The sequence below is a fragment of the Mycobacterium sp. NAZ190054 genome (assembly GCF_001545925.1).
Lineage (GTDB): Bacteria > Actinomycetota > Actinomycetes > Mycobacteriales > Mycobacteriaceae > Mycobacterium.
The window spans coordinates 1-20,022 of sequence record NZ_LMVQ01000390.1 but is presented as its reverse complement, the minus strand read 5'-3'; the positions used below and the strand labels follow the sequence as shown (position 1 = coordinate 20,022).

Genomic DNA, 20,022 nt, shown 5'->3' with positions numbered 1-20,022 from the left:
AGCGATATGTGCACTTGTTGCCCGGGACCGACGAAGGCCCCGGCTCCAGTGAGCCGGGGCCTCCGATCGGGCTTTCTGTCAGGCGTTGCCCGCGAGCTTCTCCCGCAGCGCGGCGAGCTGGGCGTCGCTGGCCAGCGACCCGCCCGCCGACTCCTCGGACCGCGAGGATCCGTTGGACGGACGCGAGGACTCGGCGGCCGCCGCTTCCTCGGCCGCGGCGAACTTCTCCATCTGCGCGGTGTGCATCTTGTGGCGGCGCTCGGCCTCGGCGTACCGGGCCTCCCACTCGTCACGCTGCTTCTCGAAACCTTCGAGCCATTCGTTGGTCTCGGCGTCGAAGCCCTCGGGGAAGATGTAGTTGCCCTGGTCGTCGTAGCTGTCGGCCATGCCGTACTTCCAGGCCTCGAACTCGTCGGAGTAGTCCTCGTTGGCCTGCTTGAGGCTCAGCGAGATCCGGCGGCGCTCCAGGTCGATGTCGATGACCTTGACCATCGCGTCGTCGCCGACCTGGACCACCTGGTCCGGGACCTCGACGTGGCGCTCGGACAGCTCGGAGATGTGCACCAGGCCCTCGATGCCCTCCTCGACGCGGACGAACGCACCGAACGGCACCAGCTTGGTGACCTTGCCCGGCACGATCTGACCGATCGCGTGGGTGCGGGCGAAGTGACGCCACGGATCTTCCTGAGTCGCCTTGAGCGACAACGAAACCCGCTCGCGATCCATGTCGACGTCGAGCACCTCGACGGTGACCTCGTCGCCGACCTGGACGACCTCGGACGGGTGGTCGATGTGCTTCCAGGACAGCTCGGAGACGTGCACCAGGCCGTCGACGCCGCCGAGATCGACGAACGCGCCGAAGTTGACGATCGAGGACACGACACCCTTGCGGATGGCGCCCTTGGTGAGCTGGTTGAGGAACTCGCTGCGCACCTCGGACTGGGTCTGCTCCAGCCATGCGCGGCGCGAGAGCACCACGTTGTTGCGGTTCTTGTCGAGCTCGATGATCTTGGCCTCGATCTCCTTGCCGATGTACGGCTGCAGATCGCGGACGCGACGCATCTCGACCAGCGACGCGGGCAGGAAGCCGCGCAGGCCGATGTCCAGGATCAGGCCGCCCTTGACGACCTCGATGACGGTGCCCTTGACGGCCTCGTCCTTCTCCTTGAGCTCTTCGATGGTGCCCCAGGCGCGCTCGTACTGAGCGCGCTTCTTGGACAGGATCAGGCGGCCTTCCTTGTCCTCCTTGGTGAGGACCAGAGCTTCGACCTCGTCGCCGACGGACACAACCTCATTGGGGTCGACGTCGTGCTTGATGGACAGCTCACGGGAAGGGATGACGCCTTCAGTCTTGTAACCGATGTCGAGCAGGACTTCGTCACGGTCAACCTTGACGATGGTTCCCTCGACGATGTCGCCATCGTTGAAGTATTTGATGGTCTTGTCGATGGCGGCGAGAAAGTCCTCGCTCGAGCCGATGTCGTTGACGGCTACTTGCGGCGAGGTGACGGAGGGACTTGGCATGTGGTGGGTTGCTCCGGACAGGTTTAATCGTAGGGACAGATGGTGTTTTGTTGGGTGTACCCGCGAATCGCACACACAGGTACACGTCGAGGCTACTCGACTGGGTCCATGCAGGACAAACCCGCCTCCCCCAACCGCTACCCTGCTGTCGTGTCGTACACCGGTGGCCTCGGGGGGCCGCAGCGAATCCCACATCACGGAGCGCCGTTCGCGCGTCGCGTCCGCTCGGTCGGGGCACCGTTGGGCCTGCTCATCGCGCTGGGCACGCTGGCGGGGCTGATCGTCATCCTGCTCACCCTGGCCAATCCCGTGGGCACCGCGATCGGATTCGTGCTGTCCAGCCTCGCCATGGCCGTGGTCGTGCTGGCCTATCTGTGGCTGGACCGCTGGGAGCCGGAGCCGCCGCGGCTGCTGCTCTTCGCGTTCATCTGGGGCACGTCGGTGGCGGTGGTCATCTCCGCGATCCTGCAGATCTTCCTCGACGCCTGGCTCAACCCGTCGGTCGACCCGGCGGCAACCGGCATCAGCCCTTTCACTCTGGTCATCGGCGCACCGGTGACCGAGGAGGCGGCCAAGGGATTGTTTCTGCTGGTGATGATGACCGGTGTGCGTCGCAGCGAGATGAACTCGCTGACCGACTGCCTGGTGTACGCGGGTCTGGTCGGCGCCGGCTTCGCCTGGCTGGAGGACATCCTCTACATCGCCAACGGTGAGTCGCTGGCGGACTCGCTGGTCACCGCGGCGTTGCGGCTGGTGATGGGGCCGTTCGCGCACTCGCTGTTCACCACGTTGTTCGCGTTGGGCGTCTGGTTCGCGCTGCGCCAGCGCTCCGGGCCGGCGAAGGCGGGTTGCATCCTGCTCGGGTATGTGGGAGCGGTGGCGTTGCACGCGATGTGGAACGGCTCGTCGCTGCTGGGCGTCGGCGCCTACTTCGGGACCTACGCGTTCTGGATGATGCCGGTCTTCGGGCTGGCGATCGCGCTCGCGGTCAACAGTCGGCGCCGGGAACAGCGCGTCGTCGCCGAGAAACTGCCCGGCATGGTGGCCGCCGGGGTGATCACGCCGAACGAGGCGACGTGGCTGGGATCGCTGCCGACCCGCAAGCAGGCGGTCGCCGAGGCGACCCGGTTCGGCGGCAAGGAAGCCGGCGCCTCGGTCAGGCGTTTCGCCCATCAGGTGGTCGAGCTGGCCTTCGTGCGTGATCGCATCGACCGCGGTTTCGGTGATCAGCGGGTGCTGGCGCTGCTCAACGAGGAGACCTACGCGGTTTACGCGGCACGGGCGGCCGCACCCGCGCTGCAGCGGATGGGCGGATACCACTCCCCCCGCGTGTGAACGTCGGCTCGCGCCGCTCACGGCAGTCGTCGTATCAGTCCTTGAAGTAGACGATCTGGTGGGTCGTGACCAGCAGGTCACCCGACCGGCTCCAGATTTCGGCCGACTGGTCGAAGTAACCGCGCGAGAACCGGTTCGCGGTGGCCCGGCAGAGTACGAAATCGCCCGCGGCTGCCGCGAGTTCATCGCCGTCGACGTGGAAATAGGTCGTCAGCGAGATGGTGCCGGCCGCTGACGGCACGCCGCGGCGCAGGAACACGCGCGGGTAGAAGATGTCGCTGAGCGCGGTCAGGGCCGGGAAGTCCACCGCACGCCCCTGCCGGTCCCGTACCCACAGGGTGGTGGTCGACGACCGCGCCGGGCCGGTGTCAGGCGCGGGGATGGCGCCGTCGACGTACCGCATGTCGTAGTTGCCGGCCCACACCACCGTCGCGGGCAGCCCGGTCGACGGGATGTCGTCGGGGGCAGGCACCGAGGGCCGCGGTCGTTCGGTGTCCGACCAGGTGTCGCGGCGAAGGCCGAACACCGCGGTGGCGGTGGTCCTGATCGACCCCTCCTGTGACAACGCGACCTGCCAGTGCTGATTGGTGCGGTTGGTGCGGACCGCCTGGGTGGCGACGTCGAACGCACCGTCGAGGACGGGCGCGGTGAAGTTCACCGTCAGTGCCACGGGGTCACCGGCGCGGTCGGGCTGCAGCTGGACGGCCCGCAACAGGGTGGCCGCAGTCACCCCGCCGAACGGGCCGACCATGTTCGCCCACTCAGGACTGGTGTGTCCGCGCAGCACACCCTTGGATTCGGTGGGTTCGAGGGAGATCGCGTCATCGAACGGGTGTGTGGGCACGGATGGTCCTTTCGCCGCATATGTATGTAACCCTACATAATGCGGCGAAAGGTCTCAGCGGGCGACCCGCGGCGTTGGACGTCGGACTAGTGCGCGGCCGCATCCCAGCTGCGGCCGTAGCCGACCGACACCTCCAGCGGCACGTCGAGCGGATACGCCGCGCCCATGTGTTCCCGCACGAGCGCGTCCAGCTGGTCGCGCTCGCCGTCGGCGACCTCGAACAGCAGCTCGTCGTGGACCTGGAGCAGCATCCGCGAAGACAGGCCGGCATCCTTGATGGCCTGGTCGACGTTGATCATCGCGACCTTGATGATGTCGGCGGCACTGCCCTGGATGGGCGCGTTGAGCGCGGCACGTTCGGCGGCCTCGCGCACCTGCCGGTTGCTGGAGTCGAGCTCGGGCAGATAACGCCGACGACCGAACACCGTCGACGTGTAGCCGTCCTTGCGGGCCTGGTCGACCACGTCGCGGAGGTAGTCGCGCACCCCGCCGAACCTGGCGAAGTACTGCTCCATCTGCTCCTTGGCCTCTTCGGTGGAGATCTTGAGCTGTTGCGAGAGCCCGTAGGCGCTCAGCCCGTAGGCCAGGCCGTAGGACATGGCCTTGACCCGGCGCCGCAGCTCTGCGGTGACTTCCTCGATCGGCACCGAGAACGCCCGGGACGCGACGAACGAGTGCAGATCCTCGCCGGTGTTGAACGCCTCGATCAGACCCTCGTCCTGGGACAGGTGGGCCATGATCCGCATCTCGATCTGGCTGTAGTCGGCCGTCATCAACTCGGCGAAAGCCGGGCCGCCGCCGGAGCCCGGAGGGCCACCTCCGACCACGAACGCGTCGCGGATCCGTCGGCCCGCCTCGGTGCGGATCGGGATGTTCTGCAGGTTCGGCTCGGTCGACGACAACCGGCCGGTGGCCGCGATGGTCTGGTTGAACGTGGTGTGGATCCGGCCGTCGGACGCGACCGCGTTGAGCAGCCCGTCGACGGTGACCTTCAGGCGCGTCGCGTCCCGGTGGGCGAGCAGATGCTGAAGGAACGGGTGCCCGGTCTTGTCGAACAGCGACTGCAGCGCGTCGGCGTCGGTGGTATAGCCGGTCTTGGTGCGCTTGGTCTTCGGCATCTCCAGCTCGTCGAACAGCACGACCTGCAGCTGCTTCGGCGAGCCGAGGTTGATCTGCTTTCCGATGACCGCGTAGGCGGCCTCGGCCGCGTCACGGATCTGGCCGGCGAACTCGCTCTGCAGTTCCGAGAGCATCGGCAGGTCGATCGCGATCCCGACGGTCTCCAATTCGGCCAGCACCCGCTGCACCGGCAGCTCCATGCTGCCGAGCAGCGCCGAGGAGTCGATGCGGGCGAGTTCCTCGTCGAGGGCGTCGGCGAGATCGGTGACCGCGCTGGCACGCAGCAGCAAGGTCTGCACGGCTTGGTCGTCGACGCCCTCACTGTCATCGAGCAACGAAAGCTGTTGCTGCTCAGGGTTGTCCGCGCGCAGTTCGCGTTTCAGATACCTCAGCGAGAGGTCGTCGAGTGTGAAGCTGCGCTGACCGGGCCGCACCAAATAGGCGGCCAGCGCGGTGTCCGACGTGACACCGGCGAGCGTCCAGCCCCGGCCCTGCAGGTCGTGCATCGCGAGCTTGGCCTCGTGCAGCGCCTTCGGAACGCCCGGATCGGCCAGCCAGGACGACAGCGTCTTCTCGTCCTCGGGATCCAGGCGGGTGGTGTCGATGTAGCGGCCGTCGCCGTCGGAGGCGACGATCGCCAGCGCGGTGGCGTCGCTGTCGTAGGCGAGGTGATTCCCGACGACGGCGAGTCCGAACCGTTGGCCGTGGCTGTGCTCGGCGAGCCAGCCGGCCAGCGTTCCCGCTTCCAGCGCTTCGCCGCGGACGTCGAACCCGTCCTCCACCTCAGGGTCGGCCGACGCCAGCGTGTCGAACAGGCGGTCGCGCAGCACGCGGAACTCGAGGTCGTCGAACAGGCGATGGATCTGGTCGCGGTCCCACGGCTGCATGCGCAGCGTGTCTGGCGTCTGCGCCAGCGGCACGTCCTTGACCAGATCGGTGAGCTCCCGGTTGAGCACCACACTGGACAGGTGGGCCCGCAGCGCGTCGCCGACCTTGCCCTTGACCTTGTCGACGTTGTCCACCAGCGCCTGTAGTGATCCGTACTCGGCGATCCACTTCGTCGCGGTCTTCTCCCCCACCCCGGGGATGCCCGGCAGGTTGTCACTCGGATCGCCGCGCAGCGCGGCGAAGTCGGGATACTGCGCGGGTGTCAGCCCGTACTTCTCCAGCACCGCCTCGGGGGTGAACCGGGTCAGCTCGCTGACGCCCTTGCGCGGGTACAGCACGGTGACGTCGTCGCTGACCAGTTGCAGCGAGTCACGGTCGCCCGTGACCACCAGCACCCGGTAGCCCTCGTTCTGCGCCTGCGTGGCCAGGGTCGCGATGACGTCGTCGGCCTCGAAACCGGGCTCGGCCAGCACGGTGATCCCCAGAGCGCCGAGCACCTCCTTGGTGATGTCGATCTGCCCCCGGAACTCGTCGGGCGTGGCCGACCGGCCTGCCTTGTACTCCGGATATTTGTCCAGCCGGAACGTCTGCCGGGACACGTCGAACGCCGCGGCGATGTGGCTGGGCTGCTCGTCGCGCAGCAGGTTGATCAGCATGGCGGTGAACCCGTAGACCGCATTGGTGGTCAGCCCGCCCTGGGTCTTGAAGTTCTCGGCGGGCAGCGCGTAGAACGCCCGGAAGGCCAGGGAGTTGCCGTCCAGCAGCATCAGGGTGGGCTTGGCGCCGGCCTCGGGTTTACCGGCTTTGGTCTCCGATGCAGTCTTGGCAGGGCTCACGGACATCACTCTAGGCAAGCGGTGTGACAGCCGGTGCGCCCGTCGCCGCAATCATGGCGCGGGCCCGCTCGTTCAGCAGCCGCGCCGCGGGACCGGCCGTGTCGGCGCGCCAGGCCCACACCAGCCTGCCGCGCAGCCGCGGGGTCAACCGCAGCGCGTGCAGTCCGTTGCCGCGTGCCATCGACTGCGGCAGGATCGCGACGCCGAGGCCGTGGCGGGCCAGCTGCACCAGCTCCAGCGGGCTGGTGGCCTCGAACGCGATCCGGGGACGCAGGCCGGCGGCGGCGCACGCCTGGTCGAGTCGTGTCCGCAGGCCCGCCCCGGGCGGCAGTGAGATCAGCGGGTAGTTGCAAAGCTGTTGCAGCGTCACGGTTTTCCGGTGCCCCAGCGGGTGCTCAGGGGTCACCGCCGCAGCCAGCGGTTCGTCGGTGATCACCTGGTAATCGAGCCCCGGCGGATCCTCGTCGACGCCGATCGACACGACGGCGGCATCGAGCCTGCCGTCGTGCAGCTTGGCCAGCAACACATCGGAGTTGTCAGTGCTGAGCGTGATCTCGACGCCGGGATGCTCGGCGTGGAAGTCGGCGATCAGGCGTGCCACGTCGACCGGGTGCAGGGTCACCGTGCCGACGGCGACGGTGCCGCGCACCAGGTCGGCGACGTCGTCGACCGCCGCCTGAGCGGCCCGGACCGCGGCCAGCGCCGCCCGCGCGTGAGGCAGCAACGCCGCACCGACCTGGGTCAGTCGCACCTCCCGGCTGGTGCGGAGCAGCAGGGGCTGGCCGACCAGGCGTTCCAACCGGCGGATCTGCGCGCTGACGGCTGGCTGCGCCACGTGTTCGCGCTGGGCCGCCCCGGTGAAGCTGCCTTCCTCGACCACCGCGATCAGATACTCCAGCTGGCGAAGCTCCATAAGCGCTGATTACAGATTCAGCAACAACAATCTATTGGACTTATAGGTCGGATGCGGGCAGCGTGGACGGCGTGAGCACATACGTGTTGGTTCCGGGGATGTGCCACGGCGCTTGGTGTTTCGACGGTCTCGCGGCGTCGCTGCGCGCGCAGGGCCACCACGTGCTGGCGATCACGCTGACCGGTGTCGCGGAGCGGTCTCACCTGATGCCGGGTGCGGTCAACCTCGAAACCCACCTCACCGACGTGCTCGCGGCGATCGACAACGACGCCGCCGCCGGTGATGCGGAGCTGATCCTGGTCGGGCACAGCTACGGCGGCATGGTGATCACCGGTGTCGCCGACCGTGTTCCCGACCGGGTGGATTCGTTGGTGTTCGTCGACGCGGTCGTGCCCCGTGACGGCGAAGCCTGCTGGGACCTGGTCAACGACGAGGAACGCGCCTGGTACGTGGAGGTGGACGACAGCGGGTTCGGTGTTCCGCCGTTGCCGTTCTTCGACCCGCGGGCGACGTCGCATCCGCTGGCGACCGTTCTGCAACCGCTGCGTCTGGACGGTGACCTCAGCCGATTCCGCCGCCGGGTGTTCCTCTACGCGCGGGACTGGCCCGGACAGTCGCCGTTGCAGCCGTCCTACGACCGGGTGCGCGACGACCCCACCTGGATCTGCAGTGAACTCGACGGCAAGCACAACCTGATGCGCGACTGTCCCGACGAGCTTCTCGCAATCCTGCTCCAGACCGCCCGGCACTGACCGCTCACCGGAACAAAACTGGAACACGTTTCAACTTTGCGCCCCGAACTCGGTACGCTGACCGCGTGTCAGCTTCCACGCAGCCAGCGATCGACGGGTGGTTCGCCACGGACGGGTCGGGCGATCCGTATCTGATCGGCGGTAAGTGTCACCAGTGCGGGACCTACGTGTTCCCGCCCCGGGCCAACAACTGCCCCAACCCGGGCTGTGACGGCGACGACCTGGCCCAGGTGCCGCTGTCGCGGCGCGGCCGGTTGTGGAGCTACACCGAAAACCGGTACGCCCCACCACCTCCCTACCCGTCGCCGGATCCGTTCGAGCCGTTCGCCGTGGCCGCGGTCGAACTCGCCGCCGAAGGGCTGATCGTGCTCGGCAAGGTCGTCGAGGGCACCCTGGCCGCCGACCTCAAGGTCGGCATGGAGATGGAACTGACCACCATGCCGCTGTATGTCGACGATGACGGCGTCGAGCGCATCGTCCACGCCTGGAGGATCGCCTCATGAGTCCTGACCCGGTCTACATCCTCGGTGCCGGTATGCACCCGTGGGGCAAATGGGGACGCGACTTCACCGAATACGGCGTCGTCGCTGCCCGCGCCGCCCTGGCCGAAGCCGGCCTGGACTGGCGCCAGATCCAACTCGTCGCCGGCGCCGACACCATCCGCAACGGCTACCCCGGCTTCGTCGCCGGCGCGACGTTCGCCCAGAAGCTGGGCTGGAACGGCATCCCGATCACCTCCAGCTACGCCGCGTGCGCCTCCGGCTCCCAGGCCCTGCAGAGCGCCCGCGCCCACATCCTGGCCGGCCTGTGCGACGTCGCGCTGGTCATCGGCGCCGACACCACCCCCAAAGGTTTCTTCGCCCCCGTCGGCGGCGAGCGCAAGAACGATCCCGACTGGCAGCGTTTCCATCTCATCGGCGCCACCAACACTGTGTACTTCGCGATGCTGGCCCGCCGGCGGATGGACCTTTACGGGGCCACCCTCGAAGACTTCGCGAACGTGAAGGTCAAGAACGCCCGCCACGGCTTGGACAACCCCAACGCCCGTTACCGCAAGGCCGCCACCGTCGACGATGTGCTGGCCTCCCCGGTGGTGTCGGATCCGTTGCGGCTGCTCGACATCTGCGCCACCTCCGACGGCGCAGCCGCGGTGATCGTCGCGAGCAAGTCGTTCGCCGAGAAGCACCTGGGTTCGGTCGAGGGAGTCCCCTCGGTGCGCGCGATCAGCCTGCAGTCCCCGCAATACCCGCAGCACCTGCCCGAGCTTCCCGACATCGCCACCGACTCCACCGCCGTGGTCCCCGGGCCCGAGCGGGTGTTCAAAGACCAGATCCTCGACGCCGCCTATGCCGAAGCCGGCATAGGCCCCGAGGACCTGTCGCTGGCCGAGGTCTACGACCTGTCCACCGCGCTGGAACTCGACTGGTACGAGCACCTCGGCCTGTGCGCCAAGGGCGAGGCCGAGCATCTGCTCCGCAGCGGAGCGACCACCGTCGGCGGCCGCATCCCGGTCAACGCCTCCGGTGGGTTGGCCTGCTTCGGCGAAGCGATCCCGGCCCAGGCCATCGCCCAGGTCTGTGAACTGACCTGGCAGCTCAAAGGCCAGGCCACCGGACGCCAGGTCGAAGGCGCCACCGTCGGCATCACCGCCAACCAAGGCCTCTTCGGCCACGGCTCGTCGGTCATCGTCGCCCGGTAACCACACCCCAGCACCGCCAGTGTGCGAGTCTGCAGCCGACACTCGAGAATGACCCATGGCTGAGGTGATCTCGGTGCGGGTCAAACCCGGCAGCAGCAAGGGCCCGCTGGTGGAAACCGGACCCGACGGCGTGCTGACCGTCTACGTCCGCGAGCGCGCAGTCGAGGGCAAGGCCAACGCCGCTGTCGTCCGCGTTCTCGCCGAGCACTTCGACGTGCCTCGCAGCCGCGTCGAGCTGACCTCCGGCGCGACGTCACGCCTCAAGCGGTTCCGCATCGGGTGACACCGCCGCGAGCGTGCGTGAGATCAGGGAATTCCCTCGGCATGTCGCCCGCAGACACGCACCCTCGCGCGTCGGGGAGATGAGAGGTCAGGCGACTCCCAGATAGGCGGCGCGGATGCTCTTGTCCGCCAACAACTCCCGGGCGTCGCCGGTCCGGGTGACCTCCCCGGTCTCCAAGATGTACGCGCGGTGCGAGCGACTCAGTGCCTGCTGGGCGTTCTGCTCGACCAGCAGCACCGTCGTACCGGCGGCGTTGATCTCGGCGATGATCTTGAAGATCTGCGAGATCACCATCGGCGCCAGGCCCATCGACGGCTCGTCGAGCAGCAGGACCTTCGGCCGCGCCATCAAGGACCGCCCGATCGCCAGCATCTGCTGCTCGCCGCCCGAGAGGGTGCCACCCACCTGGCTTCTGCGCTCGGCGAGGCGGGGGAACGTCTCGAGTACCCAGTCGAGCCGCTCGTCGTGTTCGGCTTTGGACGCGAACTTACGTCCGTAACAACCCATCTCGAGGTTCTCGATGATCGTCATGCCCGGAAAGACGCCGCGACCCTCCGGGGCCTGGATCAATCCGTCGGCCACCCGCTTGTGTGCCCTGACCTTGCTGATGTCCCTGCCGTCGAACCACACCGAGCCGGAGGTCAGCGGAAGCAGACCGGAGATCGCGCGCATCATCGTGGTCTTGCCCGCGCCGTTGGAACCGAGCAGGGTGACCAATTCACCCTCGTGCACCGTCAGCGACACCGAGTGCAGCGCCTTGATCCGGCCGTAGTGCACGACGACGTCGCGCACCTCGAGCAGTACCGGGCGGGGATCGGGTTGGGCCGCAGTGTTTTCAGGCGAGTTCATCGTCTGGCACTCCCAGGTAGGCGGCGATGACCTTCGGGTCCTCGCGGATCTCGGCCGGCAAGCCGTCGGCGATCTTGCGGCCGAACTCCAGCACCACGATGCGGTCGGTCACGCCCATCACCAGCCGCATGTCGTGTTCGATCAGCAACACGGTGTAGCCGTCGTCGCGGATCTTGCGGATCAGGTCGATCAGCGCGGACTTCTCACTCGGATTGAAGCCGGCGGCCGGCTCATCGAGGCAGAGCAGCTTGGGTTCGGTGGCCAGCGCCCGCGCGATCTCCAGCCTGCGCTGGTCGCCGTAGGACAGGTTCTTGGCCTTCTCCTCGCCGCGGTGGGCGATGCCCACGAAGTGCAGCAGCGCGGCCGATCGTTCGATCGCCGAGCGTTCCTCGCGGCGGTGCCGGGAGGAACGGATCAACGCGCCGGGCACCGACGTGCGGTGCCGGGCGTCGGTGCCGACCATGACGTTCTCCAGCGCGGTCATCTCGCCGAACAACCGGATGTTCTGGAAGGTGCGGGCGATCCCGAGCCGGGTGATCTGGTGGCGTTTGATCCGCCCGATCGTCGAGCCGTCGAACGCCACCGACCCTGAGGTGGGCCGGTACACACCGGTGATCGCGTTGAAGCAGGTGGTCTTTCCGGCGCCGTTGGGGCCGATCAGGCCGAGGATCTCCCCGCGCCGGATGTTGAACGTGACGGCGTCCAGCGCTGTCAGCCCGCCGAACTTCACGGTCAGATCCGTAGTCTGCAGCAGAACTTCGCCTTCGTCAGCCTGGATCTCGCGGTGCACACTGGCGATCTCGGCGATGTTCTCCTCGAACACCTCTTCGTCGGGCGTGGTCATTTGACCGGCTCCGTATCGGTCGGCTGGGTACGCAGCAGTTTGCGGGCGGCCCTGGCGTAGGTGAGCAGATGCTGGCGGGCCGGGAAAAGACCCTGCGGCCGGAAGATCATCAGCACCACCAGCGCCAGCCCGAAGAACAGATACTTCAGATTGCCCATGTCGATACCCAGGAAGTGCACGCCGAGAAGGCGGTTGGGCAGGTACACGATGACGAACGCGCCGAGGATCACCCCCAGTTTGTTGCCCTGCCCGCCCAGCACCACCGCGCACAGGAACAGCATGGAGTTGATGATGTTGAACGTCGGCGGCGCCACATACTGCACCTGACCGGCGTACAGCGCACCGGAGAGCCCGCCGATCGCCGCACCGATGGTGAACGCCCACAGCTTGAACTTGAAGGCGTTGACGCCCATCACCTCCGCGGCGTCCTCGTCCTCACGGACGGCGATCCACGCCCGTCCGACCCGGCTGCGTTCCAGGTTCCCGACGAGCAACAGGATGCCCACGATCAGGATCAGGCCCAGCCAGAACCACCACGTGCCGTAGTTCGCGTCGCCGCTGGAATTCGCCACCGAGAACACCCCTTCAGGGTGCTGCGCGTCCTCACGGAAATGCGGGAACGCGACCTCGTTGAGTCCGCGCGGCCCGTTGGTGACGTCGGCGAGATTGTCGGCCATCAACCGGATGATCTCGCCGAAACCGAGCGTCACGATGGCCAGGTAGTCGCCGCGCAGCCGCAGGGTCGGGGTACCCAGGATCAACCCGCTCAGCGCGGTGACAGCCATGGCCAGCGGTACGCAGGCCAGCCACGCCCACGGGGTGGTCAGGATGCCCTTCGGGCTCATCTGGTTCCACGGGCTCTCGGGGCTGGTCAGCAGCGCCACCGTGTAGGCGCCCACGGCGTAGAACCCGACGTAGCCGAGGTCCAGCAGCCCGGCCTGGCCGACGACGACGTTCAGCCCGATCGCGATGATCGCGACCATCGCGAACTGGGCCATGGTGCCGCCGAAGCTGATACCGGGCGTGTCGAGGAAGGCCGGGGTGAAGAGCGGGGACAGCGCGATCCCGGCGAACAGAACGATCCCGAACACCCACTTCTGCGGCCGGGTCAGGCCGTCCCACCAGTCCATCACTCGCGTCATACGCGCGCCTTCCCGAGGCTCTCACCGAGTATGCCCGTCGGGCGGACCAGCAGCACCAGCACCAGCAGCACGAACGCGACGACGTCACGCCACTGGGTGCCGAACACGGCCTGCCCGTAGTTCTCCATCACCCCGAGCAGCAGACCGCCCAGCAGTGCACCCCGCAGGTTGCCGATGCCGCCGAGCACCGCCGCCGAGAACGCCTTGATACCCAACAGGAATCCGCCCGAGTAGATGATGCCCTGCGGGACCTTCAGCGTGTAGAGCAGCGCCGCGGCGCCGGCGAGCAGGCCGCCGATGAGGAACGTCGTCATGATGATGCGCTCGCGCGACACGCCCATCAGGGTGGCCGTCGTCGGATCCTGCGCGACGGCGCGGATCCCGCGGCCGAACTTGGTGCGGTTGATCGCGGTGTCGGTGAGCACCGCCAGCACCAGCGCCGACACGATGATGACGATGGTGACGTTCGAGACAGGAACCCCGAAGAACTCGAACTGGGTCTTCGGCTGCACCAGCACGATGGGTTGCTGGGCGTTCGGTCCGCCATAGCCCGGTATCAGCTTGGGCAGGATGAAGAGCACGAACTGCTGCAGCACGAACGACATTCCGATGGCGGTGATCAGGAACGTCAACGCTCGCGCATTGCGCTTGCGCAACGGGCGGTAGGCGACGAACTCCAGGCCCACCGCCGCGCTGCCGGACACCAGCATCGCGAACAGCATCGCGAAGCCCAGGTAGAGAATCGTCAGCGCGACGCCCCGGTTGTAGGCGTTGCCACTGGGCGTGAAGCCCAGGATGACGTCCAGCGCGAAGTACGCGCCGAACATGCCGAGCATGAAGATCTCGGAGTGGGCGAAGTTGATCAGGCGGAGCACACCGAACACGAGGGTGTAGCCGACAGCGACCAGTGCGTAGATCGCTCCCCACGACAGGCCGTCGATCGTCAACTGCCAGAAGCCGTCTACCAGCGCCCCGACGTTGAAGTTGATGTTTGCGGCCAGGTTCATCCGGCGGTGGGCTCCTCGCAGATCGTCGAAGCTCTTGTGCGACAACGACGAAGCGCGCCCGAGTCAGGTGCCTCGAACGCGCTTCGCCTCAGCCGTTACTGGACGTCGTAGATCCAGATGAGGGTGGTGGTGAGCTCACCCTCTGGCGTCCACTGGTATTCACGGGCCACGCCCTGGCCCTGGTAGTTGCGCACGAAATCGAGCAGCGCCGGCCGGGTGATCGCACCCGAGTCGATGCCCTTGAGCAGGATCGTGCCCACGTCGTAGCCCTCGGCGCTGTAGGTGCCCGGCTCCTGGTTGAACTTCTCGGTGTACTCCTCGGCGAAGGATCCGGTGGCCGGCCCGCACGGGCACGCCAGCACCGCACCCTGGGCCGACTCGCCGGCCTGCTTGACGAACTCCGGGTCCTTGGTGCCGTCGGCGCTGGCGAAGACGCCCTCGAAGCCACCGTCGCGGAGCTGCTGCACCAGGGGGGCCGCCTCGGCGTAATAGCCGCTGAAGAACACCGAGTCCGGTGCGGCGCCGTTGATCTGGGTGACCACCGCGGAGAAGTCCTTGTCGCCCTTCTTGACCGAGATGTTGCACGCCGAGTCGGCGACCGGGCCGAGGGTCTCGCGAACCGCCTGCGCCAGGCCGAGGCCGTAGTCGGTGCTGTCGTCGACGACGCAGATCTTCTGATGGCCCAGCGTGTTCTTCAGGTAGTTGGCGACCGACGGCCCCTGCACGCCGTCATTGGCCAACCCGCGGAAGAAGGTCCGCCAGCCGTTCTTCGACAGGTCGACGTTGGTCGCCGACGCGGAGACCGCGACCAGCCCGGCCTGGTCGAAGACGCCGCCGGTGGCCTTGGTCTCGCCGGAGAACGCCGGACCGACGAGACCGATCGTGTACTGGTCGTTGACGATCTGCGGGGCGATACCGGTGGCCTTCTGCGGGTCGCCTTCGGTGTCGAACGGGATGAGCTGCACCTGGCAGCCCGGGTTGGCGGCGTTGTGCTTGTCGACCGCCAGCTGCACACCGTTTTTGATGTTGATGCCCAGGGCCGCGTCGGGACCGTTGAGGGCCCCGGCCATGGCGATGGACACCGGCGGGCAGGTCGCATTCCCGTCACCGGCCGGATCCGCCGGCGCAGCGCCCTCCGACGCCGCGACCTCGGCGCCGTTCTCGTCGATCTGCACCTTCTCGACGATCCTGAGATTCGTCTGCGACGCCTCTTCTTCGGGCGTGCTCTGATTGCAGCCGGCCATGGCCAGCACAACCAGACCCGCGCTACCGACAGCAAAAGCCTTGCGTGTCACGCGACCGCGCACGTATCACCTCCGGTTCAGTGTTCTGCTCGACACCGTCGGCCGACCGTTGAGAAACCGAAACGACACGGCGGCGATGCTTCGCCGACGACCATAACCAACCCATCGCCGCGGTGCGTGATGTTGGAAAACGCGTCGTGTCGATCGGCCGGGAAAATTGGTCAAAAGTGAGCTGGAGAAACGCAGACTTAACCGGCGAGCCGCCGTCTGACGCGCTACGACGGCGCGTCGGCGGGCGGATCCAGCGTCTCCAGGACCACCTCGGCCACCCGCTTCATGGTGGTGCGCCGGTCCATGGCGGCGCGCTGGATCCACTTGAACGCTTCGGGTTCTGTCATCCCCTGCTTCGTTTGCAGCAAACCCTTCGCACGCTCGACGAGCTTCCGGGTCTCCAGCCGGTCCGAGAGGTTGGCGACCTCCTTCTCCAGCTCGGCGATCTCACTGAACCGGCTGACCGCCACCTCGATGGCGGGAATGAGGTCGGTGATGTTGAACGGCTTGACCAGGTAGGCCATCGCACCGGCATCGCGGGCTCGCTCCACCAGCTCACGCTGACTGAACGCGGTCAGGATCACGATCGGCGCGATGCGCTTGCTGGCGATCTCCGAGGCGGCGTCGATGCCGTCGCGCCGCGGCATCTTGACGTCCATGATCACCAGATCGGGGCGGAGCGCCTCGGCCAGTTCGACGGCCTCCTGACCGTCGCCGGCCTCACCGACGATCTCGTAGCCCTCCTCGCGCAGCATTTCCGCCAGGTCGAGCCGGATGAGCGCCTCGTCCTCGGCGACGAGGACTCGGCGCGGCGTGGCGGCGGCGTCGGATGGCGACGCGGGAGCAGATGACATGCAGAACATTGTGAACGGCACAGGCCGGATGAGCGAGCGCGGGGCCATCCTCTATGGTGGTAGGCCGCGCGCCCTCGTATCCCAACTGGCAGAGGAAACGGATTCAAAACCCGTACAGTGTGAGTTCGAATCTCACCGAGGGCACCACGAAAGACCAGGCGTCACTGCGGCGGGATCAGGCCCAGGTACTGGGGGCACTTGAAGCGGATCACCGTCGAGACGACGTCGCCGGCCTGTTGCGTGGTCAGGTTCCCGCCGATTCCCGTGTGGTACACCGCCTCGAAGAACGAGATCCCGGTGTCGAGCCCGGCACATGTCACGTTGGCGGCGTTGATCGCCCCGTCCGGTGACTTGGGCGGCAGCCCGAGCCGGGTGAGCTCGTCGAGATAGGCCTGGTCGTTGGCGTTTGCCGGAGGGGCGGCAACGAGCGCACCGAGGGCGAGGAACAGCACCACGAGACGTTTCATGGCGGTGAGGCTACCGGCGCCCGACGTCGCGCGCAGGCATCCGGGGATCGCGCCATTCGTGCAGGCCGGCCGACGTTTCGGCGATAGCCTGTGCTCGTGCTGAACCTGCGGCCGGTCTGCGTGCCCGAGGTGACGCTGGGCCGCCACTCCTGGTCACCCAGCCGGCACCGTGACGAGCGGGTGGCGCGACGGCTGCGGGTGCTGATGATCGCCAGCTGGATCGCGGCGGCCGTGTCGGTCGGCTTCGGCATCTTCCAGCTGACCCTCGGCGGATCGCTGTGGTGGCTGGGCGCGGTCAACATCTGTTGCGGCGCAGTGTTTCTCGCCATCCCCCGACTGTGCCCGCTCGGTGAGCTCGTCGCCCCGTTGACGTTCGTGGTCTTCGCCTACACCTCGGTGGGCTTCATCTGCTTCACCATCGGGACGGGGTCCGGACTGCAGTTCTACTTTCTCGTCGCATCCGCGCTGGTGGTCCTGGTGCTCGGCATCGAACGCATCGCCCTGGCCTCGGCCACCGCCGCCGTCGGTGTAGCGATCACCATCGCGCTGGAGCTGACCGTGCCGCACGACCGGGGGCTGGGTCCGTCCTGGACGCTGACCGTCGGCTTCGTCAGCTCGGTGGCGGCTTCGGCCGTGATGATCGTGGCGACGATCTGGTACACGCTGCGCGAGATCGAGCGGGCCGAGGCCGCCATGGAGGCCGAGTACGAGCGCTCGGAACAGTTGTTGGCCAACATCCTGCCCGAGACCATCGCCGACCGGCTAAAAGAACCGACCCGGACGGTCATCGCCGACAAGTACGACGACGCGTCGGTCCTGTTCGCCGACATCGCCGGCTACACCAAACGCGCCAGCGACACCGCTCCGGGCGACCTCGTGCGCTTCCTGGACCGGCTCTACACCGACCTGGACGGGCTCGTCGACCGGCACGGCTTGGAGAAGGTCAAGACCAGCGGTGACTCGTACATGGTGGTGAGCGGGGTTCCGATCCCCCGCCCCGACCACCTCGAAGCGCTGGCCCGCCTCGCCCTCGACATGGCCGAAGCGGTGGCCGATCTGAAAGACCCGCAGGGGCGCGACGTCCCGCTGCGCATCGGCATGGCTTCCGGGCCCGTCGTCGCCGGCGTGGTCGGGGCCAAGAAGTTCTTCTACGACGTCTGGGGTGATGCGGTCAACGTCGCGTCCCGGATGGAGACCACCGACGTCGAGGGCCGAATCCAGGTCCCCGACAACGTCCATGACCGGCTTCGCCACGCCTTTGTGCTCGAAGAGCGGGGCCTTGTCGAGGTCAAGGGCAAAGGCCCGATGCACACCTGGTATCTGATCGGGCATCGGGCCGGGGCGGTCACACCTTCCGGTTCTCCGACTTGAGCAGCCAGGCGAGCTTCTCCAGCCCCTCGATCAGCTGGTGCAGGATGTCGGCCGTGCTCGGGTCCTCGGCGTCGACGGTGTCATGCACCGTCCGGAGGGTGTCCACCGCTGCGTAGACGCGGCCCGTGATCAGGTCGACGACTTCACCCGTGCTGTGTTCGTAAGCCGGGAACTCCGGCAGTGACGTCGTCGCCGCCACGGTGTCCGACCGACCGTCCGGAATCGCGTCCAGTGCGCGCATCCGCTCGGCCACGGTGTCGCTGGCCTCGCGGGCGAAGTCGACGACCTCGTCGAGTTGCAGATGCAGGTCGCGGAAGTTGGTGCCGACGACGTTCCAATGCGCCTGCTTGCCCTGCAGGTGCAGTTCGATCAGGTCGACCAACACCCGCTGAAGCGCGTTGCTCAGTTCCGGTGAGGCTTGGAAGTTCGGGACCTCGGCTTCGGTCTTACGTGCGTTCTTCGTGATGCTCATGCCCATGACAACATCTCCTTTTCTGGACTGAGTCCAGATTAGCACGTGTCCTTCGTCACTGTCTGCCGGTCCTGTTTGTCCAGCAGCCGCGCGTAACCCGCGCCCATCCCGAGCAGGATCAGGCCGACGACGATGAACACCGCGACCCGGAAGATGCCGCCCAGCGTGCCCAGGTCAAACAGGAAGAGCTTGGCCATCGCCGCAGCCACCAGACCCAGTCCGCCACTGATCGGCACGGAGCGGCCCTCACGCGGCAGGCGGGCGGCATAGGCGAACACCGCTGCCGCCATCGCGATCCAGCAGATGGTCGCGGCCATGTGTCCGCCGAAGAAGCCCCCGTCACCACCGGAGATCAGCATCCCGGCGGTCACCGTGAACGACGTGACCGCGTACACGACCACCGCCGCGGCGCCCGCCCAGAGGACGCTCTCGGTGCGATCCCACGCCCACACGACGGCGATCGCGGCGGCCGCCAGCAGGATGCTGGACACCAGCGTGGAAACGCCTGCGGCAGTGCTGATCCGGGTCGGCTCGACCAGCACGTCCGGCGGCGAGTAACTCAGGTGCGCGCAGCCGCCGACGACCGTGAAACCGATCGCCACCCACCGCGCGACGGCATCACGGCGTCCGGTCAACGCCACCACCACGGCCATCGCCAGCAGCAGCGGCCCGGCGATCTTGCCGTCGAACGCGGCGGTCACGGCGATCAGCGCGGCGACCGCCGACGTCGCCGAGAACACGTGCCGCGCCACACCCGGCACCCCGGGCAGCCGGTCGCCGAGCAGCACGATCGCCAGCAGAGCCGCGGCCAGTGCCGCGGCCATCAACGCCGCGACGACGCGGTCCACCACCAGACCCACACACAGCACGGGCAGCACCCCGGCCGCGGTCAGCAGTGCCATCGCGGCGCGATTCGCGGTCCCGGGCAACAGGATCAACGCGGCGAGCAGTGCGACGACGGCGGCGATACCGCACGCACCGGCCAGCCAGAGGTCGTGCCGGGCAGCGAAATGGCCGGCCGTCAGCGCCACCAGCAACGGCAGGACCGCCGCCGCGGTGCGTGCCACGTGCAGCCAGATCCAGTCCTTGCCCAGTTGCACCGGTAGGGACGCCGCCGCCAACACGAGCATGAATCCGACCAGCAGCAGCGAGATCCCGTCGGTGACGACCGGCGCCAGGCCGATGAGGGGCACCAGCACCAGCAACCCCAGATGCTGAGAATCCCAGCGCCGGGCCAGAGCCAGCCCCCCTCCGGCGATCACCGAGGCCACCGCCAGCCCGGCCGCTGCGGACACCCAGTCGTAGATCGCCGTGACGGCGATGACGTCCATATAGGCGGCGGCCACACCGGTGGCGACCAGCGCGATCGCGCCCACCCGGCCACCGGGCCGGCCGTTGAGCCACCCGCGCGACGGCATCACCTCCGAAGCCGTGATGTACGACGCCACCGGGCAGAAACGCTCCGAGCAACTGCCCCCACTGACCACCGCCGACCTCGTAATGAAGGAGCATCAGTGAGTACCATAGA

General features: G+C 67.5%; 19 protein-coding genes and 1 tRNA gene. 7 read left to right on the top strand and 13 right to left on the bottom strand.

Annotated elements, in window-relative coordinates:
• Nucleotides 1-78: 78 nt before the first annotated feature.
• Nucleotides 79-1,524 carry a 30S ribosomal protein S1 gene (gene rpsA, locus ASJ79_RS22495; RefSeq protein WP_067960114.1) on the bottom strand — a complete coding sequence of 482 codons (1,446 nt, stop codon included), beginning with the start codon at nt 1,522-1,524 and terminating at the stop codon, nt 79-81.
• Nucleotides 1,525-1,632: 108 nt separating this feature from the next.
• Between rpsA and ASJ79_RS22490 the strand changes: the two genes are divergently transcribed.
• Nucleotides 1,633-2,859, top strand: a complete 1,227-nt coding sequence (locus ASJ79_RS22490) for a PrsW family intramembrane metalloprotease (protein ID WP_156448581.1) — start codon at nt 1,633-1,635, stop codon at nt 2,857-2,859.
• A gap of 34 nt (nt 2,860-2,893) precedes the next feature.
• Here the strand turns inward: ASJ79_RS22490 and ASJ79_RS22485 are convergent, their stop codons facing one another.
• The 3 genes from ASJ79_RS22485 to ASJ79_RS22475 form a co-directional block, all read right to left on the bottom strand.
• Nucleotides 2,894-3,703: an acyl-CoA thioesterase II gene (locus tag ASJ79_RS22485; RefSeq protein ID WP_067960112.1), complete on the bottom strand. Its 810-nt coding sequence runs from the start codon at nt 3,701-3,703 to the stop codon at nt 2,894-2,896.
• Nucleotides 3,704-3,789: 86 nt separating this feature from the next.
• Nucleotides 3,790-6,552, bottom strand: coding sequence for a DNA polymerase I (gene polA, locus ASJ79_RS22480; protein WP_197420330.1), 2,763 nt, complete (start codon nt 6,550-6,552; stop codon nt 3,790-3,792).
• 4 nt (nt 6,553-6,556) lie between these two features.
• The gene (locus ASJ79_RS22475) at nt 6,557-7,459 is read right to left on the bottom strand and encodes a LysR family transcriptional regulator (protein WP_067960109.1); all 903 of its coding nucleotides are present in this window, start codon (nt 7,457-7,459) and stop codon (nt 6,557-6,559) included.
• A 71-nt stretch (nt 7,460-7,530) separates the two neighbouring features.
• On the opposite strand from ASJ79_RS22475, the gene ASJ79_RS22470 reads away from it, so the two are divergent.
• From ASJ79_RS22470 to ASJ79_RS22455, 4 genes are all read left to right on the top strand, one after another.
• The gene (locus ASJ79_RS22470; protein ID WP_067960135.1) at nt 7,531-8,211 is read left to right on the top strand and encodes an alpha/beta fold hydrolase; all 681 of its coding nucleotides are present in this window, start codon (nt 7,531-7,533) and stop codon (nt 8,209-8,211) included.
• Between the two features lie 65 nt (nt 8,212-8,276).
• Nucleotides 8,277-8,714 (top strand): Zn-ribbon domain-containing OB-fold protein, encoded by a 438-nt coding sequence (locus ASJ79_RS22465; protein ID WP_067960106.1) that lies wholly within the window; start codon nt 8,277-8,279, stop codon nt 8,712-8,714.
• A complete protein-coding gene (locus tag ASJ79_RS22460; RefSeq protein ID WP_067960103.1) occupies nt 8,711-9,910 on the top strand; it encodes a lipid-transfer protein in 1,200 nt (399 codons plus the stop codon). Before ASJ79_RS22465 ends, ASJ79_RS22460 begins: the two co-directional genes overlap by 4 nt.
• Nucleotides 9,911-9,965: 55 nt before the next feature.
• The gene (locus tag ASJ79_RS22455; protein WP_067960100.1) at nt 9,966-10,193 is read left to right on the top strand and encodes a DUF167 domain-containing protein; all 228 of its coding nucleotides are present in this window, start codon (nt 9,966-9,968) and stop codon (nt 10,191-10,193) included.
• 87 nt (nt 10,194-10,280) lie between these two features.
• On the opposite strand, the gene ASJ79_RS22450 is transcribed toward ASJ79_RS22455, so the two are convergent.
• The 6 genes from ASJ79_RS22450 to ASJ79_RS22425 all read right to left on the bottom strand — a co-directional run bounded on the left by ASJ79_RS22450 (nt 10,281) and on the right by ASJ79_RS22425 (nt 16,184).
• Complete coding sequence (locus ASJ79_RS22450) at nt 10,281-11,042, bottom strand: ABC transporter ATP-binding protein (RefSeq protein ID WP_067960096.1); 762 nt, start codon at nt 11,040-11,042, stop codon at nt 10,281-10,283.
• On the bottom strand, nt 11,029-11,886 hold the full coding sequence (locus ASJ79_RS22445) for an ABC transporter ATP-binding protein (RefSeq protein ID WP_067960093.1): 858 nt from the start codon (nt 11,884-11,886) through the stop codon (nt 11,029-11,031). The genes ASJ79_RS22450 and ASJ79_RS22445 overlap by 14 nt, the downstream gene beginning before the upstream one ends.
• Entirely contained in the window at nt 11,883-13,028 is a 1,146-nt protein-coding gene (locus ASJ79_RS22440) for a branched-chain amino acid ABC transporter permease (protein WP_067960090.1), read from the bottom strand. The genes ASJ79_RS22445 and ASJ79_RS22440 overlap by 4 nt, the downstream gene beginning before the upstream one ends.
• Entirely contained in the window at nt 13,025-14,035 is a 1,011-nt protein-coding gene (locus ASJ79_RS22435; protein WP_067960087.1) for a branched-chain amino acid ABC transporter permease, read from the bottom strand. The genes ASJ79_RS22440 and ASJ79_RS22435 overlap by 4 nt, the downstream gene beginning before the upstream one ends.
• Before the next feature lie 95 nt (nt 14,036-14,130).
• On the bottom strand, nt 14,131-15,342 hold the full coding sequence (locus ASJ79_RS22430) for a branched-chain amino acid ABC transporter substrate-binding protein (protein WP_067960084.1): 1,212 nt from the start codon (nt 15,340-15,342) through the stop codon (nt 14,131-14,133).
• 212 nt (nt 15,343-15,554) lie between these two features.
• Nucleotides 15,555-16,184 carry an ANTAR domain-containing response regulator gene (locus tag ASJ79_RS22425; RefSeq protein ID WP_067960131.1) on the bottom strand — a complete coding sequence of 210 codons (630 nt, stop codon included), beginning with the start codon at nt 16,182-16,184 and terminating at the stop codon, nt 15,555-15,557.
• A 70-nt stretch (nt 16,185-16,254) separates the two neighbouring features.
• Between ASJ79_RS22425 and ASJ79_RS22420 the strand changes: the two genes are divergently transcribed.
• A tRNA-Leu gene (locus ASJ79_RS22420) sits at nt 16,255-16,331 on the top strand.
• A 14-nt stretch (nt 16,332-16,345) separates the two neighbouring features.
• On the opposite strand, the gene ASJ79_RS22415 is transcribed toward ASJ79_RS22420, so the two are convergent.
• The gene (locus tag ASJ79_RS22415) at nt 16,346-16,651 is read right to left on the bottom strand and encodes a DUF732 domain-containing protein (RefSeq protein ID WP_067960081.1); all 306 of its coding nucleotides are present in this window, start codon (nt 16,649-16,651) and stop codon (nt 16,346-16,348) included.
• A gap of 105 nt (nt 16,652-16,756) precedes the next feature.
• Between ASJ79_RS22415 and ASJ79_RS22410 the strand changes: the two genes are divergently transcribed.
• Nucleotides 16,757-18,022, top strand: coding sequence for an adenylate/guanylate cyclase domain-containing protein (locus ASJ79_RS22410; RefSeq protein WP_156448582.1), 1,266 nt, complete (start codon nt 16,757-16,759; stop codon nt 18,020-18,022).
• On the opposite strand, the gene ASJ79_RS22405 is transcribed toward ASJ79_RS22410, so the two are convergent.
• Nucleotides 17,997-18,500 carry a Dps family protein gene (locus ASJ79_RS22405; RefSeq protein WP_067960080.1) on the bottom strand — a complete coding sequence of 168 codons (504 nt, stop codon included), beginning with the start codon at nt 18,498-18,500 and terminating at the stop codon, nt 17,997-17,999. The two genes, ASJ79_RS22410 and ASJ79_RS22405, sit on opposite strands and share 26 nt — an antisense overlap.
• A 32-nt stretch (nt 18,501-18,532) precedes the next feature.
• A complete protein-coding gene (locus ASJ79_RS22400) occupies nt 18,533-19,912 on the bottom strand; it encodes a DUF2339 domain-containing protein (RefSeq protein WP_231750980.1) in 1,380 nt (459 codons plus the stop codon).
• Nucleotides 19,913-20,022 lie beyond the last annotated feature (110 nt).

Coding starts and splice junctions, on each gene's coding strand:
- ASJ79_RS22460 (WP_067960103.1), top strand. CDS start 8,711: ATGAGTCCTGACCCGGTCTACATCCTCGGTGCCGGTATGCACCCGTGG.
- ASJ79_RS22440 (WP_067960090.1), bottom strand. CDS start 13,028: ATGACGCGAGTGATGGACTGGTGGGACGGCCTGACCCGGCCGCAGAAG.
- ASJ79_RS22435 (WP_067960087.1), bottom strand. CDS start 14,035: ATGAACCTGGCCGCAAACATCAACTTCAACGTCGGGGCGCTGGTAGAC.
- ASJ79_RS22490 (WP_156448581.1), top strand. CDS start 1,633: ATGCAGGACAAACCCGCCTCCCCCAACCGCTACCCTGCTGTCGTGTCG.
- ASJ79_RS22450 (WP_067960096.1), bottom strand. CDS start 11,042: ATGAACTCGCCTGAAAACACTGCGGCCCAACCCGATCCCCGCCCGGTA.
- ASJ79_RS22445 (WP_067960093.1), bottom strand. CDS start 11,886: ATGACCACGCCCGACGAAGAGGTGTTCGAGGAGAACATCGCCGAGATC.
- rpsA (WP_067960114.1), bottom strand. CDS start 1,524: ATGCCAAGTCCCTCCGTCACCTCGCCGCAAGTAGCCGTCAACGACATC.
- ASJ79_RS22475 (WP_067960109.1), bottom strand. CDS start 7,459: ATGGAGCTTCGCCAGCTGGAGTATCTGATCGCGGTGGTCGAGGAAGGC.
- ASJ79_RS22400 (WP_231750980.1), bottom strand. CDS start 19,912: ATGCCGTCGCGCGGGTGGCTCAACGGCCGGCCCGGTGGCCGGGTGGGC.
- polA (WP_197420330.1), bottom strand. CDS start 6,552: ATGTCCGTGAGCCCTGCCAAGACTGCATCGGAGACCAAAGCCGGTAAA.
- ASJ79_RS22405 (WP_067960080.1), bottom strand. CDS start 18,500: ATGGGCATGAGCATCACGAAGAACGCACGTAAGACCGAAGCCGAGGTC.
- ASJ79_RS22415 (WP_067960081.1), bottom strand. CDS start 16,651: ATGAAACGTCTCGTGGTGCTGTTCCTCGCCCTCGGTGCGCTCGTTGCC.
- ASJ79_RS22425 (WP_067960131.1), bottom strand. CDS start 16,184: ATGTCATCTGCTCCCGCGTCGCCATCCGACGCCGCCGCCACGCCGCGC.
- ASJ79_RS22455 (WP_067960100.1), top strand. CDS start 9,966: ATGGCTGAGGTGATCTCGGTGCGGGTCAAACCCGGCAGCAGCAAGGGC.